The following is an 18,017-nucleotide window of genomic DNA, read 5'->3' as shown; positions in this document are numbered from 1 at the left end:
TATAAAAGGCAAATTCTAAGATGTCTCATATTATTTCTTAATATTCCTTTAATTTAAAATAATTTCCATAAATAGATCAAATTACCTAACGATAATTTATTTCGTCGCTTAAATCACAGAATCAGCTATTTACACATAACAAAAAAGGCGAGAAGCAATGCCTCTCGCCTTAAATTTTATTTTATTTTGAATTACTGATTAGCCAATCTCTTATAGCTTTCCAGTCTTTCTTTTGCATTCTTTTCAGATTCTGTGAAAAGAGCTTCTGCTTCTTCAGGGAATGTTCTCTGTAAGGAGCTATAACGTACTTCACTTAACAAGAAGTCTCTGAAGCTTGTTGTAGGTTCCTTGGAGTCCAATGTGAAAGGATTCTTTCCTTCTTCTTTCAAAGTAGGGTTGAATCTGTACATATGCCAGTAACCCGCATCAACAGCACGTTTGATTTCTTCCTGAGCACCGCTCATGCCACCCTTCATACCATGGTTGATACAAGGAGAGTAAGCGATAATCAAAGAAGGACCATCATACTGTTCAGCTTCCATGAATGCCTTAACTACCTGGTTCTTGTCAGCACCCATAGCTACCTGAGCAACGTATACATAGCCATAGCTCATGGCCATCATACCCAGGTCTTTTTTCTTAATTCTCTTACCAGAAGCCGCAAACTGAGCAACTGCGCCAACTGGAGTTGATTTAGAGGACTGACCACCTGTGTTAGAGTAAACTTCTGTATCGAATACAAGAACGTTTACGTCTTCACCGGAAGCTAAAACGTGATCCAAACCGCCGTAGCCGATATCGTAAGCCCAACCGTCGCCACCGAAGATCCACTGAGATTTCTTAACCAGCTGATCTTTGTTTTCAAGTACGTAAGCAATAAGAGCTTTTACTTCTGCATCAGAGCCATTGTAAGCTTCCAATGCTGCAACCAATGCGTCAGAAGCCGCTCTGGATTTTTCGCCATCTTTCATTGTTGCAATCCATTCATCTGCAACTGCTGCGAAGGATGCATCAACAGATTTCAAAGTTTCAAGTCTATCCTTGATACCTTCTCTCATTTGCTTAACGGCTGTTGCCATACCTAAACCATACTCTGCGTTATCTTCGAACAAAGAATTTGCCCAAGCAGGACCACGGCCATCTTTATTTACTGTGTAAGGCATAGAAGGTGCGGAACCACCCCAGATAGAAGAACAGCCTGTTGCATTTGCAACGTACATTCTATCACCAAACAACTGAGTTACCAATTTAGCATAAGGTGTTTCGCCACAGCCCGCACAAGCGCCGGAGAACTCAAGCAGAGGCTGTTCGAACTGGCTACCTTTTACAGATGCCTTGTTCATAGGGTTAGCCTTATGAGCTACTTCATCAATAGCAAAATCCCAGTTTGCAACTTCAACTTCCTGAGTTGCCAAAGGCTGCATTACAAGCGCCTTGTTAGGAGCAGGGCAAACTACTGCACAGCTACCACAACCCAAGCAGTCCAAAGGAGAAACCTGAATTCTATATTTCAATTCGCCAAAGCCTGCACCCTTAGCTGCAACAGCCTTAAATGCTTCAGGAGCTTTCGCCAATTCTTCATCAGAAACCAATACAGGTCTGATTGTTGCATGAGGACATACATAGGAGCACTGATTACACTGGATACAGTTTTCAGGAATCCACTGAGGAACGTCAACTGCAACACCACGTTTTTCATATGCTGCTGTACCACAAGGGAATGTACCGTCTTCTCTACCAGAGAATGCGGAAACAGGCAATTTATCACCTTCCTGTGCGTTCATAGGCTGAACAACATTCTTAACGAATTCAGTTGATTTTCTTTCTGCCTTAACTTCTGTATCAACAGCGTTAGCCCATTCTGCAGGAACTTCAACTTTAACAATACCTTCAACGCCCTTATCAACAGCTGCGTAGTTCATGTTCAGGATTGTGTCACCCTTCTTACCGTAGGATTTTTTAATCGCTGCTTTCATGTATTCTACTGCCTGATCAATAGGGATGATGTTAGCAAGTTTGAAGAATGCGGACTGAAGAACAGTATTGATTCTGTTACCTAAACCAATTTCTGCTGCAATTGCAGTACCATCAATGATATAGAATTTAGCATTCTTTTCAGCTAACTGTTTCTTCAAGTTTGCAGGAAGTTTTTCATCCAATTCAGCAGGTGTCCAGTTGGTATTCAACAAGAATGTACCGCCATCATTCAATTCTGTTACCATATCATACAGGTAAACATATTCTTGCTTGTGGCAAGCTACGAAATCAGCTGTTTTAACCAAGTATGTGGAACGAATGGGTTTTTTACCAAAACGCAAGTGAGATTGGGTAATACCACCGGATTTTTTGGAGTCATAGCTGAAGTAAGCCTGAGCGTACATATCTGTATGGTCACCAATAATCTTAATAGAGTTCTTGTTCGCACCTACTGTACCGTCAGCGCCCAGACCCCAGAACTTGCAGCTGATGGTGCCATCGCCCTCAGTAACGCTGATTTCTTTACCAACTTCCAAAGAAGTGTTTGTAACATCATCAACGATACCCATTGTGAAGTGGTTCTTAGGTTTATCCTGATTCAAGTTAGCATAAACTGCGATGAACTGCGCAGGTGTAACGTCCTTAGAACCCAAACCATAACGACCACCAACAACAAGAGGAGCCTGTTCAGCTTCAAACATTGCTGTACAAACATCCATGTACAGAGGTTCGCCCTGAGAACCAGGTTCTTTTGTTCTATCCAAAACAGCAACTTTCTTAACTGTTTTAGGGATAACTTCTAACATTTTGGAAGCAACGAAAGGTCTGAACAGGTGAACTTTAACCAGACCAACTTTTTCGCCTTTTGCCATCAAATAATCAATTGTTTCTTCAATAGCTTCACAAGCAGAACCCATAGCTACAATTACTCTGTCAGCATCGGGAGCACCATAGTAGTTGAATAACTTATAGTCTCTACCTGTAATTCTGTTTATTTCACCCAAGTATTCTTCTACTACTGCAGGAAGTGCATCATAGAATTTGTTTGCAGCTTCACGAGCCTGGAAGTAAATATCAGGGTTCTGAGCTGTACCTCTAATTACGGGGTGTTCTGGATTTAATGCATTTCTCTTGAATGCGTTAACTGCATCCATATCGATGATTTTAGCCAATTCATCATAATCAATACATTCGATTTTCTGAATTTCATGGCTAGTTCTGAAACCATCAAAGAAGTGCAAGAAAGGAACTCTGCCTTTGATTGCGGACAAGTGAGCAACACAGCCCAAGTCCATAACCTCCTGAACGCTGTTGGAAACCAACATAGCAAAACCTGTCTGACGGCAAGCCATAACGTCGGAATGATCACCGAAGATAGACAAAGCCTGTGCAGCCAAGGCACGTGCTGTTACGTGGAATACGCCGGGAAGTAATTCACCGGAAATTTTGTACATGTTGGGAATCATCAGCAACAGACCCTGAGATGCAGTATAAGTTGTTGTCAACGCACCTGCAGCCAAAGAGCCATGTACAGTACCAGAAGCACCTGCTTCGGACTGCATTTCTACAACCTTTACAGTCTGACCAAAAAGATTCTTTTTGCCATTTGCTGCCCAATCATCTGTTTTTTCAGCCATTGGGGAAGATGGTGTGATGGGGAAAATGCCAGCTACTTCAGTAAACGCATAGGAAGCGTATGCTGCAGCTTCGTTACCGTCCATCGTTTTCATTACTTTAGACATTCGTACTTCCTCCTTACAATTTATAAATATAGTCTATTTTTGCCGGGAAAACCTGCCTGCCGTTCTCAGATCAAGTCTCCTACCGTTTCCCTAGAATGGCAGAGATTTGTCAGAGTCTTTGTCAGACAATTGTCAATCTTTCCATCTAAAAACACGGTTGTTTTTTTACCCGTTCATTATACAATCAAACGTTTCTCTTTTCAACTATTAAAAAAATTTTCAGCGTTATGTTTCTAACAAAATGTTTTTTGTGTGCTTTGCTTAATACATTCTACCAAAAATAAATTTATTTATGCATTTTTCAGGGAAAGTGAAGAATTACAGCCATTTTTATGTCTGACAAGATTATCTTTTTATCGACATAAACCACTTTGAGTTTACCAATTTCAAGGGGGTTTGATAATGTGTTATCAATGAATTTTTTTATCTTTTTTTCTTCAAAAAAAATATTCTATTTTTGAAGAAATCTGTGGAAAAAAATGTAGTTTTATTTACATTTATTTACATTTTCCCATCTGAATAAGTGTCCCTATCCAGCTACCCTTGTCTCCGAGGGGTATACATAAGAACAGTCGCAAAAAACCTTGTTTTTTAAGGAATTCATCCTTTTTCTTCAAAATAATCGATTAAAATTCAAACTTATTTTTTAAAAAGCAATTTTTTAATTTTACATTTTTTGAAGAATAATTGTTATTTAAAAAACATACTTTATCTTGTTTTCTTAATGTTTTATATTTTTAGAGCCGGTTCCTAATAAAGAAACCGGCTCTAAAAATCATTGCTATATACTTACTTTTCTTCTTTATAGTAGTATTCTTAATCTAATCTAAAATAAACCTCGATTCCAATGTTACGTATGAATTCTTTCCTATGCTTCCTATTCCACAATTCAATTGAAACAACCAAAACCACATAGATTTGTCTGGATCAACGGCCAGTCCAACAGTATCCAAAAAGTGATCCCCCACTTTTGCCTTTGTCCATATATCCTTAACTAAAAGATTCTTTCCCTCTAAATTATCCCAGGAAATAAAGCTTGATATTTAGGTTTCCATTGTTTTCCCAACAACGCACCATCTGCCGGAAAAAGAACGGTAATAGCCCCTTCCTTGGAAGCATCAAAAATTGCCAATTCATTACGTGATGTAATATAGAATAGCGAGTTTTCAGTCAAATCCCCTTGCTCTTTTAACTCTTTCATTCCTTCCTCCGTCAAGACATCAGAAATTGTTATTCTCCTTTGTTCTCTTAGGTCGATGTTTAATGTTTGAAAAAAAGGTTGGTCTTCCCTGGTTCCTTTCCAACAAATCGAAACAAAATCACTATTAATAAAGCCTTTTTCAAATTGAAGTTGGAATACTCCTTCCCCCTCCTGACTCATAAACTCGTCAGCTAAGGCTTGGATTTCCACTCTAATTTCTTTATTTAATCCTTTTTCAAAATTCGTATCATTTAAACCCATAATTACAGGTATCTCTAGGTTATATTCTTTCGTATCATTTTTTCCGATATACACATCAGAGGCAACAATGGGCATGGAATTTCCCTTTGACTTTAAAGAAATCTGCCTTCTTGCACTATCCCACAAAACATCTGTGGAAAAAAAATCAGATATAATAGAAGCTTCTATATATAAGCATCCGTTAATCATCTGGGGTTCTTCTGTCATTGTTATGTTATATCCGTGCATCTCCGCCTCTGTAGTACCTGCCTCAATAACCAAGGTTTTACCTTTATAGCCAATGGTAACATCATTAGATTCTTTCTCCCAAGACACCGTCCCCCCTAACCCTTGGGCCACATTTCGCACAGGCAACAGCAAAATTTCCTCATCATCATAATACAAAGGTGTATTTTCGCCTTCTCCAAATACCTTTGTCTGCTCTTGTGATAACCCATCCTGCTTTGGATTGGAAACCTTCATCTCCATTTCCCGTTCTTTGGTCAGCCACATAGAAAGGGCAATTGCACTGCAAATCATTGCAGTAGAAGCACAAGCTATTATGACCGTTTTTTTCAGATTCATGTTTCCCCTCATTTCCTTTTTAACGAAAATTTTATTCAGTTGCGAAAGCCAATGTTTTTGTAAGTGCATTTGAATCATCTTTCCATGAAAATAGTCTAAAAAGATTTTTCCCCCAGGCTCCATAGTATTCCAAAATGATCTGTCCAATTGATTCGTCCCAGATTATCTCCGCCTCAGTTATTTCGCCTAATTCTCTTAGGCTGAAAAAAGCTTTACCCTCATGTTTTATGTAGGGTACTTGATATTTTTTTCCTTGGAAGAAAACCTCAGATTGCCCCTCTTGCTGAAGCGCCTCGTTATTATGAGGTAAAACCAAGGTAATTCCCAAGTGTCCTAAAATTAATTGGGCGTCTTCTGCCTGAAGTGCGTAACTCCCATCCCTATAATATGCGTTAATCTTACGATTTGCTTTATTGCTAACCATATTCAGTGCAACCACTTCACCTTTTTTCCAAGGATTAGCCTCATCTGGATCAGTTGGGTCCCAATCTCTTCTGGGATCGTCTAGGTCAATCTTTTGGGGCTTTGGTGGCGCAATTGGTTCTTGTTCATCACTTTTATATATCTTCACCGTTGTACCCGATGGGCAATTGTCATAAATCCACTTCACATCCTCAACTGTTAAACGAATACAACCCATGGAAGCCGTTTCGCCCAACTTATTATATTCTTCATACTCTAATGTACCTTTATCCTGTTGTAAATACGGTACTGAGTGAAACAAAATATGCCCTGTAATCCTAGTTGCGTATTGCCCATATACATCTCCAAATAAAGGGCGCCAAACATACTTATCCGATGTGCGGAAAGTCCCAATTGGCGTCTCCTCTCCAACAGAGCAGTAAAATGCTCTTTCAGCCACCGTATAATTACCTGCTTCATCAGTATTATATACCGTCACAATATTCTGCGTCAAATTAACTGTAATATAGTAGGGATACCCCTCATCCTTTGCATATAGGGGCATTATCCAAGTAAAGGATACTATAACTATTAGAATCCCTAAAAACTTCTTTTGCATCTTTTCCTCCTTAAAAATACTTGCTTAAATTTCTTTTATACTTGGCCTATTATATTGCTTTTTGTCAGAAAAAGAAAGAAAATTCATAATCTTTTAAGAAAAGGATTTTTGTTGAATAATTTTTATGTTATTTGTAATAATATTGCCATGATTTTTCTCAATTGTAATATGATTGACATTTGCCTTTTTTTAAGATTTATGGTATCATCCTTATGTGAGATTTCTCACCAATCATTGTTCCAAGGAAAGCGAAGGGTTCTTTATGGCAAAGGGAAACGGCACAAAGCTAATTGCACAAAACAAAAAAGCATACCACGATTACTTCATAGAGGAAGTTTTCCAGGCCGGCCTTTCTTTGGTTGGTACCGAGGTGAAAAGTTTGCGTGCGGGCAAATGTAGCCTTAAAGAAAGCTTTATCCGCATAGAGCATGAGGAGGCTTTTATCTACAATATGCATATTAGCCCCTATGAGCAGGGAAACATATTCAATAAGGATCCTCTTAGAGTAAGACGGCTTTTGCTTCATAAAAACCAAATTCGTAAAATCGCTCAGGAGAGTCAGGCTGCTGGATATACCATCGTTCCGCTTAAGGTTTATTTTGACCGAAGTTTGGTTAAAATTGACATTGCCCTTGCAAAGGGTAAAAAGCTCTATGACAAGCGTGATACCATTGCAAAGAACGATCAAAAGCGCCAAGCTGAGAAAGATTTTAAAATTCGTAACCTCACCTTGTAATTGGGCATTGAACGATACTATTTTGGGGATGTAAAGGTTTCGACGGGAGTCTTGAAAATAGGGATAGCCATCCGCAGACCGGTTAACTGCGTCAACAAGCCGGAACTCTTTTAAAAAGAAAAGACAATAATAAATTAGCAATCGCTGCCTAATTGCGGCAGCCGTCGGCCTCTGATCTCTCGCTGTCAGAGTTACCGGCGTCGACTAGGCGGGGCACTTTTTCGCTTAAGCTTTGCGGCGTAAAAAGATTCATGAAGCTACCAAGGGATAAAGCCTGTCAATCGGCGGTATTCTGAGGGAATGTTAAAAGACTGACTGTGATGGGAGAAGTTCTTATGGATGGGTTTTCGGACAGGGGTTCAATTCCCCTCATCTCCATTCAAAACAGCATCCGAAACAAGTTTGACCTTGTTTTCGGGTGTTTTTTTTATTCTTCTGTTCCATGTTTATTTTAACACTGGTTCTAAGTTCATTACCATACAATCTATTTTTTATCTTGATTTGAATCATTTCATCTATGTATACTAACATTTTCTACGGGTATATTATATTTTTTCATCAGGTTCTTTACTAGCTCTGCTGCAATGGCTAATATTTTTTTACGTAAGGTCATTTTTACCAGTTTTAACTACATCTCAAAGTTCAATGAAATACTGTTGTTTTTGGTGCATTTCCCAAGCCATTTGCAACCACATGTCTTTGCACAACTAGAATATTTTTCCCACTGCTTCTTTATTTCAACTTAATCCTCTGTGGGTGCACCTATAAAGCTGTATATTATTAAACCATTGCCTACTACCAAAGCAGTCAACGAAGTAATATTGAAACTTTTTCAATTGAGATGATTAAAAATGGATAAAGACTTTTGAAGCTACAGCGCTTGCATTTCATTATCCTGAATAAAGCAATTGTAAAATATACGCCCAGTATATGTTACTTAACAATTTTTCCTATTTCGAAATTTAAATTTTAGAAAGATACCTAACTGCTATAAATCCTGTATTATTGGGATAAATTGAAAAAAAAATTACATACTATGAAAGAGGTGATTCTATGTCAAAAGAAGATGTTCAGTACAACACGAGAGAAGAATTATTAGAACCAAAATCTAAAAATAAAGTGAAAAAACTAGCACGGGAAAAAGAGGTTTTGCCCTTTCCTGAAATACCAAAAAAAGATAATTAAAATGTCCCTCTATCTTGAAATAACCCCTTTTGTTAGCCAAAAAATCTAACAAAAGGGGAATTTTTATAATTCCCTATCTCATTTACATACACTTTTTATCCAATTTCTATCGTATTATAGATATAGCCTTGACAATAAATATTTTTCTCTCTGTCCCATACACATATTGGGTCAAAACAATGGAAAGGTGATGTTTGACCTTTCATTGTTAAGAAATAAAAAAGAGGCATGAAGTATCCTTCATGCCTCTTTTGATCTTATCCGTACTATTTTGCCTTTAATAAATCTCTAATTTCTTCTAAAAGTACAACTTCAGCAGGTGGCTGAGCTGGTGCTACTGGCTCTTGCTTCTTCTTAACAGATATAATTTTTACAAAGAAAAAAATACAAAAGGAAATAATCAAAAAGTCCACAATTGACTGTATAAATGAACCATATAATATAGCGGACTCCGGAATATCTCCCACAGCTGGTGTGATCACATATTTTAAGTCTGTAAAGTTTATTCCTCCCAAAAGTAGCCCGATAATGGGCATTAATACATCGTTCACTAAGGATGTCACTATTTTACCAAAAGCACCACCAATAATAACACCTACAGCAAGATCAATCACATTACCTTTTAAAGCAAAATCTTTAAATTCTTTAATCATAATCAGCTACCTCCCAACCTGTTTCAAAAACGGAAACAAAAAAAATTATTTTTCATCAGTATATAATATCTCTCAAAAAAAGACAATATCTTTGTTGGTTATATTCTAATATGGAGGATTACCTTTTATTTATACGATAGGCTTTTGTACCAAAAAAACAGCCCCCACTAGGGATAGTCCCAGGGGGCAAGATTATTATGTATGATCCTTCCTTAAAGCAAGTTATCTATCTAAAAGGGTCTTATCATATCTTCAAAAAGTCTTTTGCAGCCTTCAGACCATATGCACATTCTGCTGCTTTTACACCACTACAAATGGCTCTTGCCATAACTTCTGTTGCTAGTGCCCCTAGGGCATCTGGGCTAACCTCTACTTCTCCAGTGGACATAACAAAAATGGTATCCCCATCTGCGGATGTATGCACAGGGCTAATGGTCTTAGCATATCCATTGTGGGCAATGCTGGCAAGCTTATTTGCTTGATTCTTTGTAAGAATAGCATTTGTGATAATGCACCCTATGGTTGTGTTGCCCGAAAAAACATTCCTTTGCATCCCAATTTCCTTATACATAATATCTTCAGTACTTGCTAAAGAAGTTTTATCCTCCGAGAGAATTCCTGCAATTTGCTTACCTGTATCATAATCAATCACATCCCCAAGGGCATTGACCGCAACAATTGCACCACATTGCACCTCGCCAAGCTGAACTGCATAAGTACCAAGACCACTCTTCATCATTCTATCTGGTCCCAAAAATTTTCCAATTGAGGCGCCTGTTCCCGCTCCTACATTTCCCTCACCAGGCTCATTCTTACCAGCAGTCTTGCATGCCTCATAGCCCATAGCTTTATCTGGTCTGCATTTTGCATCTCCCACAACTAAGTCGAAGAGGGATGCCCCACAAACAATTGGCACAACACCCACTCCAACATCAAAGCCCACCCCCCGTTCCTCCAAGAACTGCATAGCACCATCACCTGCGGCAAGGCCATACGCACTTCCCCCGGAAAGCATCACACAATGAATTTGCTGCACCATGTTTACTGGCTTTAAAAGTTCCGTTTCCCTAGAAGCTGGTCCACCCCCACGTACATCCACGCCTGCTACTGCTCCATCCTCACAAATAATTGCCGTACACCCAGTGCCACCCTCAACATTCTGCGCATGTCCAATCTTAATACCCTTTATTTCCGATATTTTTATCTCTCTCATACACATTCTCCCTTTTTAACTAAGGGCGGCAAAAGCCGCCCCCAAATTGATGTTGAATTTCCCAAGAAACATATCTTGCCTCACAAACCCGTAAAACGAATTTTTTCCGTGGAAAATCCTATCTTACTCGAATTCATAGGTGATGTTCACTTTCATCCTTACAATTGGTAATAATCAATTATGCGATAAATTGTACCGCCATTATAATTGCAATAATTACCCCAACGACTGCCTCTCCTCCTAATAGACCAGCACCAATAATTGTACCCTTTCCTTCTTTTTCGAATTTAGGATAAAATTTATCAAGCAGAAATCTAATTGCGGCACCAATAAATGCAGTAAAAGATAAATAGAAAGGTAAATATACACCAAGTCCTAACGTCATAACAGGGTAGAACCCTACGATATAAAGGATTGCAGCAACTACAAGACCAGTCATAAATGCAGGCACATGGGAAATACCGCCTGCCATAGCGGCAACAGCAGATGCTTGTGCTGCTGGGAACAGTTCCGGATTTCCGAAAGCTGACGGTCCATAAGCCCGAATGATTGCCATGATAACAAAAGCAGATATTATCGCCCCTACAATACCGCCAATCATTTCTCCTGTCCATTGGGCTTTGGGGCTAGATTTCAGGATACTCCCCGCCTTAAAATCATTCATTACATCACCCACAAGACCACAAGCAATTGCCACAACAGCTGCAATGCAAATAGCTGCAACCTCGGTAATTCCAGGTGAACATACCTTCGCAAGAATCAAAACAAAAATACCAAAAACCTCCATTGGGTTAATTGCAGACATACCAACTGTTTGACAAGACATTGCCGTTGCTAGCCAAACACCGATAATCGTTACAATAGCCGCAACGACAGGAACATCAACAACAATTACATAAAGAGCAGCAAAAATTGCCATAATGATGGGAGCCCACCTTAGAGGGACAATAGAATCCCCAATAGAATCCTTGGAAACCATAGAACCAAAGATGGCCTTAAAATTAGGGAAGATATTCTTAATAAATACACCCACTCCCGTACCTACCATCATACCAAGTCCCAGGCCGCTTTTGATGCTTGCCGCCGTTGCAGCATCAAAAAATCCTAATTTCTGACCGCCAATTAAGATGCCCACATCACCAACCAAAGCTCCCAAAAACCAAACACCTACGAAAATTGGCCCAACTAAATAGCCCACAGATACAAGCATAGGGGAAAGCCATATTCCGCCATAGGAACCATAGTTGATCCAGCTACCTCCGCCAAACCAAAGAACGGCAGGAATCTTCATAAACCAGTCCCGAAGTGCTGTCCAAATAGCTGCAAAGCCTAAAGCACCAAAAAGTATATGCGCCTTTTTCCCACCTTCGTCACCAACAATTAGCGTTTCCGCCGCAGCCTGGCCCATAGCATAAGGAAGCTTTGACGTCTCAATAAACTGCTTTCTCATTAAAGATGTAAAAATAAGCCCCAGCACTGTGCCACTGATTGTGATTACAAGGAGCTTTGCTATCCCTAATTCTGAATCTGGATATAACATATAAATTGCTGGAATCGTAAAAGCCACACCACCAGCAACCATAGATCCGGCTGACATTGCTGTATGGGTTACATTGATTTCATTGATATTTGTCCTCCCCAAAGCTTTCAAGGCAAACATAGATACCAGTGCTACAAACATAATTGGAAATGGTAAGGATGATGCTTTCAATGCAATAAACATAGATGAACATGTTACAATGACTACGCCGATGATACCAATTGCCATTCCTCGAACAGTTAGTTGTTCCTTATACGATGTGGCATATTTTACGGTCTTTGGTTCTTGTGCCATAGTGCAGTGCCCCCTTTCCTCCTCGACAATTACAACACGCTACAACTTCAATTAGATTTGACAAACAAAATTTGATATTACAGTAACTCTCTTACTTCTGATATTCAATCACGCCATCAATCATGGTCATTTCTACATCTAAATTATAAATCTCCATTGGGGAAATAGAGAGTATGTCATCAGAAAGCACAATAAGGTCCGCCAGTTTTCCAACCTCCACACTGCCTTTTATATCCTCTTCAAAGGAACTGTATGCCCCGTTTATTGTGGCACATCGAACTGCCTCAAGAACTGAAACAGCCTGCGTTTTATCACACTGAACTCCTACCGTCCTGTCGTATCGGTTTACGGCGGAATCTAATAGGGCGATTCCTGCAGGATAGGAAGGTGTATCACTATGTAAGGAACATTTCACTCCTGCATCGATCATACTTCGAATAGCACAAATATATTTATTTCGCTCTTCACCATAAAAATCTACAAACTTTGCCCCCAGTTTTTGAATAGAAGAAACATTTACGCTGGGACAAATATTCATTTTTGCCATGCGGTTAATCATGTCCTGATCCACAATGGTACAATGCTCAATCCTATGCCTAAGGTCTGGCCTAGGGTTTTTGGCAAAAGCCTGTTCATAACCCTCAACCATAAATTCTATTGCTAAATCGCCGATGGCATGGGCTGTTGCCTGGCACTCCGCATCATTTATCTTTTTAATATAAGCCGCAACCTCCTCCCGCTCCCAATCACGCTCTCGGGGGAGGTTTGGATTATGACAATAAGGCTCTCTAGTTGCACACGATGGCCCACCAGAACCACCGTCAATCATAAATTTTGAACTGCCAATTTTAAAGTGCTCATCGCCGAGGCCACTGGTTAGCCCTAACTCTAAAAAATGATTATTATCTGCCAAAGAATATCTTTTTCCAAAAATACTGTGTAGCATCATATAAGAACGAACTTTGAATTTTCCCTCTCTACAAAGTTTTTGCATGATATGATATGACGGCTTATCACATTCACCACAATCATGAATGGAGGTAATACCGTTTTGCAAACAATGCTGATGAGCCTTCATCGCAGCTCTTTCTTGGTCATCTTGCGTATAGTCCACCTTACCCCAAAGCCAAAAATGGGTATGACCTCTAACCATTCCCGTTAGTCTTCCATCAACAACCTCAACTTCATCCTGAGGATACTTCTCAGCGTCCTTCGGGGTATACACATCTAAATATTCCAACGCCTTTGTGTTATACATACATATGTGCCCACCACCATGCATACAGTGCACAGGGTTATCGGGTGCAGCTGCATCCAATTCTTCTATGGTCGGATGGCGTTGTTCAGGAAAAAGCGTAGGCTCATAGCCCATCATAGAAATCCATTGCCCTGGTTTTTTAATTTTTACGGCCTCGCGCACCATTCCCAGCATCTCATCTAGGGATTTGCAGTTACCATAGAAAGTGTCAATCATAGGTGCATTCAAACCCTCTCCCAAAAGACCGGATAGGATGGGGTGATAATGAGAGTCAATTAAGCCCGGCATTAAAGTCTTGCCTTCTAGGTCGATTATCCTTGTCTTATCGTCTGTAATTTTTAAAATTTCTTCAGTCAAACCAACAAAAACAATTTTATTTCCTTTGATACCAACGGCTTCTAAAATTTCATCTTTTTCATTTACAGTAATCACCTTGCCATTTATAAAAGCCGTGTCTATATATGAAAAATCAAATTCCATAGTCTCATTTCCCCCATTCAAGACTATTCCTATTTTTGTGAAAACAAAATACTCATAGTGGAAGGCCTTCCAACACCTGTTTTAAGCAAAGGTTCCCATCCTCCTTTACATATGTAGAAGTTAGTCCCCACCCTGAAAGCGGGGACCCCTTCCGTCAAACTAAAAACTAATTTGATTCTTAAACATTGTTGTAAACAGACATGTATTTTTTTAACTTATGAATAAAATAATTTTAGCGTTTCTTTATCCGGTTTTTTGCCAATCAGACTACCCACAACAAACGCAACAACAGAAACTATGATAGATGGAACAATGGGTGAAGCCCCTAAAATAGTCACTTTATAAGTTGTCATAAGTAAGAAGCATATAACACCGATAACGCTCGATAAAATTGCACCCGTGGCATTTGACTTCTTCCAATAAAGCCCAAACAGAATAGGACATAAGAAAGCACATTCTAGACCACCCATAGCGAAAAGGTTTATCCAAACAATTAAATCGGGCGGATAAATTGTGAATACAAATACGATGATACCTACAATTAACGTGGTAATCATACTCATCTTTCCAATTTTCTTTTCGAACTTTGCATCAGCATTGTCAATATTCCCTTTTTCTTTTGCAATATAGTTTAGGTAAATATCCTTAACAATTGCCGCAGAAGCCAAAATCAATAAAGATGACACTGTTGACATTACGGCGGACAAAGGCGCTGCAATGAATAGACCCGCCACAACAGGGTTCATATATTTCAATACTAATGTAGGAACAACATAATCTGAGGATGCAATTTCAGATGGGTCTAGAATAGCAGGTGCAAATGCACCAGAAATATGCATAACCAACATCAAAAATCCAACAACGATAGTTCCATAGATCATAGCACTGTGAAGGGATTTTGTATCCTTAAAGCCCATCCCTCTAACAGCAGTTTGAGGAAGACCCAAAACACCGATACCAACAAGAACCCAGAATGACATAACATATGCCTTTGGTGTTGTGCCGCCTACCGTCGGATCATTCCAAGTGGGATTTACCATGTTAAGTTTATCCACAATTGCCTCAAACCCACCACCTACACGAACAATGGTAAATAAAATAATAAAACCACCCAATACCATTACAAGCCCTTGAATGGTATCCGTAGTAACAACAGCTTTAAATCCACCGATGGTTGTATAGATGATAACAATAGCACCAAATAGTAACAAACCATAAACATATGGAAGTCCTGTAATGGTTTGAAATAGCACAGCCCCCCCAATAAACTGAGACATCATCTGGGCAATAAAAAATAATACAAGAGCAACAGAGGAAATAATAACGACTGCTGGGGATTTGTATCTTGCCCTTAAGTAATCAGTTACCGTTACTGCATTGGTTTTTCTTGAAATAATCGCAAACTTCTTTCCCAGCACCCCCAAAATAATGAAAGCTGTTGGTACTTGAATAATGGATAAGTATACCCAAACAAGGCCTTTGGTATATGCAACACCAGGCCCACCAATAAAGCTGCTGGCACTGGTAAATGTGGCAACCAGCGTCATGGCCAACACAAGGCCACCCATAGATCGACCACCAATAAAGTAGTTATTGATAAATCCCGTACCTGCCTCGGCATCAATCTTCGCCTGCTTTTTACTGACATACAATCCGATACCCAAATTGGCAAGGAGATAGAGTACTAAAACTGTCATTAAAATAATTGTGTATGAACTCATCCTTATTCCTCCTCCCCATTGTCCTCATCCAATGTTTCATCAAGGCTAAAGTCTTTAAAAAACACCTTCACAACAACAATTACGGCAATGCAGAATAAAATATAGCCTACAACACAACTTAGAAAGAACCACAACGGTAACCCCATAATATAGGCCTGTTCCTTGGCATTTCCAGCCAACCCATAACCCATAAAATACCACCAAAGAAAGAAAGCAACATATAAAGCAATGGAAATCAATGCTTCTTTTTTAATCTGATGATTCCGTTCCCTTTCCGTCAATTTTGGTACCATATTTTCTCCTCCTTTACTCCGAGTGCAAATTGCCCCATATCTATTCACACAGATATACTGCAATTATTCCTCACCCTTTTCAAAAAAACGAATTAGTCCACAAAGCACCTGGTTTACAGGCGTAGGGACACCTAGAAATTTCCCTTCTTTCACAATTGCTCCATTAATCATATCAATTTCAGTATGTTTATGATTTAACACATCCTGGAGCATAGAAGATCTGTTTTCTGCTGTAGCTTTGCAAACCTCTTTCGTATGTGCCACGGGGTCTGAAAACCCCAAAATAACGCCTTTGGCCTTGGCAACAGCAACACCTTCCTTTACCGCTTCCTCCAGTAATTCCTCTAACTCAGGGAAATGAAGGAGTTCACCATTTTTCAGCTTTGTTATTCCTGTTAGTGCATTAATACCTACATTGACCAGAAGTTTATCCCAAATCAATCCCATCACATTATTTGAAATCTCAATTTCCAATCCTGCCTCAGAAAAAACGGACTCTATTTCTTTTAACCGCCTACTAGAAACACCAAAAAGTTCACCAATTATCGTCTTTCCAACGCCCGCATGCCTAACCCTTCCTGGCCCTAGCATAGTAGCCCCATGGGCAGTCGTTCCAGCTATAATATTCTTTTCTCCTATTTCGCCAGCAATGCTCTCGATATTTCCCATACCATTTTGTAAGGTAAGGGCAATGGTATCTTCTCCAAACACTTCTTTATTCACTTTTATAGCCTGCTCTGTTAATGTGGACTTTACAAATATTAAAGCCAAATCTGCGTTTCCTACTTCTGTGGGATCCGTTGTGGCAGTCAACATTTTATAATTTAGCAACTCACCCTTTTCCTCCATATAAAGCCCTTCTTTGTTAATGGCACTTATATGTTCCTCCCAAACATCAATAAGAAAAACCTGGTTGCTTGGTATAGCAGATAGCTTCCCTCCATAAAGACACCCCATGGCCCCTGCACCAATGATTGCTATTTTCATTTGACCACCTCCAATGTTGTCAAATATAAAATGTTATCACCCTTTAGTCATTAGTATAATTTAGGTATATCCACCTGTTTATTAAAAGAAAATTCGGGTGATGGGAATGTACCCTCAATGGTTTCTTTATGAAACTCGTTTAATCCATCAATCATAACTTGGCGAACCTGGGCAAACTGTTTTACAAATTTAGGCTTAAAGTCTCCGTACATTCCAAGTAAATCCTGAGTAACAAGCACCTGACAATCAACAAAAGGCCCCGCCCCAATTCCCAGAATGGGGATCTCCACCGCCTCAGAAACTGCTTTTCCTACACCCGAAGGAACACATTCCAATACAATGGAAAAACATCCTGCTTTTTCTAGCTCAATTGCATCCTTTATCAATTTTGCTGCACTTTCGGGTGTACCTCCCTGCACCTTAAAACCACCTAATGAGGATGCCGTTTGTGGTGTCAAACCAATATGTCCCATAACATTAATACCAACTCCTACAATCGCTTTTATCTGTGGAAGCATTTCAACGCCCCCCTCAAGCTTGACGCAATCGCAATTTGTTTCCTTAATCAGACGAACAGCATTTGCCACGGCAAGTTCTGGCGTGATGTAAGAACCAAAAGGCATATCCCCAATGACCCAAGTATTAGGGGCACCCTTTACGACCGGGCGAATGTGATGAACCATATCATCCATGGTAACAGATTCAGTTCCTTTATAACCTAACATAATCATTCCCAAAGAATCTCCCACCAAAATAATGTTACATTCACTTTCATCAACAATGGTGGCCGTAGTATAATCGTATGCGGTTACAAAACTAAATTTTTTACCCTCCCTTTTGAATTTTTTAAAATCTCCCACTGTCATTTTAGTCTTTGCCATGCCATACCCC

General features: G+C 39.5%; 13 protein-coding genes and 1 other RNA gene. 3 read left to right on the top strand and 11 right to left on the bottom strand.

All coding sequences use genetic code 11. The annotated features are described in order from the left end of the window. Positions 1–191: 191 nt before the first annotated feature. The 3 genes from nifJ to ABVZ64_RS06260 form a co-directional block, all read right to left on the bottom strand. Positions 192–3,719, bottom strand: coding sequence for a pyruvate:ferredoxin (flavodoxin) oxidoreductase (gene nifJ / locus ABVZ64_RS06270; RefSeq protein WP_352400177.1), 3,528 nt, complete (start codon positions 3,717–3,719; stop codon positions 192–194). 1,012 nt (positions 3,720–4,731) lie between these two features. Then, positions 4,732–5,745 (bottom strand): stalk domain-containing protein, encoded by a 1,014-nt coding sequence (locus tag ABVZ64_RS06265; RefSeq protein WP_352400176.1) that lies wholly within the window; start codon positions 5,743–5,745, stop codon positions 4,732–4,734. A gap of 31 nt (positions 5,746–5,776) precedes the next feature. Continuing rightward, complete coding sequence (locus ABVZ64_RS06260) at positions 5,777–6,766, bottom strand: L,D-transpeptidase family protein (RefSeq protein ID WP_352400175.1); 990 nt, start codon at positions 6,764–6,766, stop codon at positions 5,777–5,779. Positions 6,767–7,028: 262 nt separating this feature from the next. On the opposite strand from ABVZ64_RS06260, the gene smpB reads away from it, so the two are divergent. The 3 genes from smpB (at position 7,029) to ABVZ64_RS06245 (ending at position 8,687) form a co-directional block, all read left to right on the top strand. Next, the gene (gene smpB / locus ABVZ64_RS06255) at positions 7,029–7,502 is read left to right on the top strand and encodes an SsrA-binding protein SmpB (RefSeq protein ID WP_352400174.1); all 474 of its coding nucleotides are present in this window, start codon (positions 7,029–7,031) and stop codon (positions 7,500–7,502) included. Between the two features lie 24 nt (positions 7,503–7,526). Next, positions 7,527–7,883, top strand: a transfer-messenger RNA (tmRNA) gene (ssrA, locus tag ABVZ64_RS06250). Positions 7,884–8,555: 672 nt separating this feature from the next. Beyond that, positions 8,556–8,687 (top strand): hypothetical protein, encoded by a 132-nt coding sequence (locus ABVZ64_RS06245; RefSeq protein WP_352400173.1) that lies wholly within the window; start codon positions 8,556–8,558, stop codon positions 8,685–8,687. Between the two features lie 266 nt (positions 8,688–8,953). On the opposite strand, the gene mscL is transcribed toward ABVZ64_RS06245, so the two are convergent. From mscL to panB, 8 genes are all read right to left on the bottom strand, one after another. Next, positions 8,954–9,340, bottom strand: coding sequence for a large-conductance mechanosensitive channel protein MscL (mscL, locus tag ABVZ64_RS06240; RefSeq protein WP_352400172.1), 387 nt, complete (start codon positions 9,338–9,340; stop codon positions 8,954–8,956). Between the two features lie 244 nt (positions 9,341–9,584). After that, positions 9,585–10,553 carry a P1 family peptidase gene (locus ABVZ64_RS06235; RefSeq protein ID WP_352400171.1) on the bottom strand — a complete coding sequence of 323 codons (969 nt, stop codon included), beginning with the start codon at positions 10,551–10,553 and terminating at the stop codon, positions 9,585–9,587. A gap of 178 nt (positions 10,554–10,731) precedes the next feature. Further along, the gene (locus tag ABVZ64_RS06230; protein ID WP_352400170.1) at positions 10,732–12,387 is read right to left on the bottom strand and encodes an OPT/YSL family transporter; all 1,656 of its coding nucleotides are present in this window, start codon (positions 12,385–12,387) and stop codon (positions 10,732–10,734) included. A gap of 91 nt (positions 12,388–12,478) precedes the next feature. Continuing rightward, positions 12,479–14,125 carry an amidohydrolase gene (locus ABVZ64_RS06225; RefSeq protein ID WP_352400169.1) on the bottom strand — a complete coding sequence of 549 codons (1,647 nt, stop codon included), beginning with the start codon at positions 14,123–14,125 and terminating at the stop codon, positions 12,479–12,481. Positions 14,126–14,340: 215 nt separating this feature from the next. After that, positions 14,341–15,846 carry a sodium/pantothenate symporter gene (gene panF, locus ABVZ64_RS06220; protein WP_352400168.1) on the bottom strand — a complete coding sequence of 502 codons (1,506 nt, stop codon included), beginning with the start codon at positions 15,844–15,846 and terminating at the stop codon, positions 14,341–14,343. A 2-nt stretch (positions 15,847–15,848) separates the two neighbouring features. Next, the gene (locus tag ABVZ64_RS06215) at positions 15,849–16,139 is read right to left on the bottom strand and encodes a YhdT family protein (RefSeq protein WP_352400167.1); all 291 of its coding nucleotides are present in this window, start codon (positions 16,137–16,139) and stop codon (positions 15,849–15,851) included. A 63-nt stretch (positions 16,140–16,202) separates the two neighbouring features. Beyond that, positions 16,203–17,126: a ketopantoate reductase family protein gene (locus ABVZ64_RS06210; protein ID WP_352400166.1), complete on the bottom strand. Its 924-nt coding sequence runs from the start codon at positions 17,124–17,126 to the stop codon at positions 16,203–16,205. Between the two features lie 50 nt (positions 17,127–17,176). Next, positions 17,177–18,007, bottom strand: a complete 831-nt coding sequence (gene panB / locus ABVZ64_RS06205; RefSeq protein ID WP_352400165.1) for a 3-methyl-2-oxobutanoate hydroxymethyltransferase — start codon at positions 18,005–18,007, stop codon at positions 17,177–17,179. Positions 18,008–18,017 lie beyond the last annotated feature (10 nt).

This window comes from Anaerotignum sp. (assembly GCF_040307045.1).
In the GTDB taxonomy this organism is placed as follows: domain Bacteria; phylum Bacillota; class Clostridia; order Lachnospirales; family Anaerotignaceae; genus Chakrabartyella.
The sequence above is the reverse complement of the archived record's forward strand: the minus strand, read 5'-3'. Positions and strand labels throughout refer to the sequence as shown.

What these genes read in the sequence shown, in the direction of transcription:
- ABVZ64_RS06265 (WP_352400176.1), bottom strand. Translation starts at nt 5,745, where the DNA reads ATGAATCTGAAAAAAACGGTCATAATAGCTTGTGCTTCTACTGCAATG.
- ABVZ64_RS06245 (WP_352400173.1), top strand. Translation starts at nt 8,556, where the DNA reads ATGTCAAAAGAAGATGTTCAGTACAACACGAGAGAAGAATTATTAGAA.
- ABVZ64_RS06260 (WP_352400175.1), bottom strand. Translation starts at nt 6,766, where the DNA reads ATGCAAAAGAAGTTTTTAGGGATTCTAATAGTTATAGTATCCTTTACT.
- ABVZ64_RS06235 (WP_352400171.1), bottom strand. Translation starts at nt 10,553, where the DNA reads ATGAGAGAGATAAAAATATCGGAAATAAAGGGTATTAAGATTGGACAT.
- nifJ (WP_352400177.1), bottom strand. Translation starts at nt 3,719, where the DNA reads ATGTCTAAAGTAATGAAAACGATGGACGGTAACGAAGCTGCAGCATAC.
- smpB (WP_352400174.1), top strand. Translation starts at nt 7,029, where the DNA reads ATGGCAAAGGGAAACGGCACAAAGCTAATTGCACAAAACAAAAAAGCA.
- ABVZ64_RS06210 (WP_352400166.1), bottom strand. Translation starts at nt 17,126, where the DNA reads ATGAAAATAGCAATCATTGGTGCAGGGGCCATGGGGTGTCTTTATGGA.
- ABVZ64_RS06230 (WP_352400170.1), bottom strand. Translation starts at nt 12,387, where the DNA reads ATGGCACAAGAACCAAAGACCGTAAAATATGCCACATCGTATAAGGAA.
- panB (WP_352400165.1), bottom strand. Translation starts at nt 18,007, where the DNA reads ATGGCAAAGACTAAAATGACAGTGGGAGATTTTAAAAAATTCAAAAGG.
- ABVZ64_RS06225 (WP_352400169.1), bottom strand. Translation starts at nt 14,125, where the DNA reads ATGGAATTTGATTTTTCATATATAGACACGGCTTTTATAAATGGCAAG.
- panF (WP_352400168.1), bottom strand. Translation starts at nt 15,846, where the DNA reads ATGAGTTCATACACAATTATTTTAATGACAGTTTTAGTACTCTATCTC.
- ABVZ64_RS06215 (WP_352400167.1), bottom strand. Translation starts at nt 16,139, where the DNA reads ATGGTACCAAAATTGACGGAAAGGGAACGGAATCATCAGATTAAAAAA.
- mscL (WP_352400172.1), bottom strand. Translation starts at nt 9,340, where the DNA reads ATGATTAAAGAATTTAAAGATTTTGCTTTAAAAGGTAATGTGATTGAT.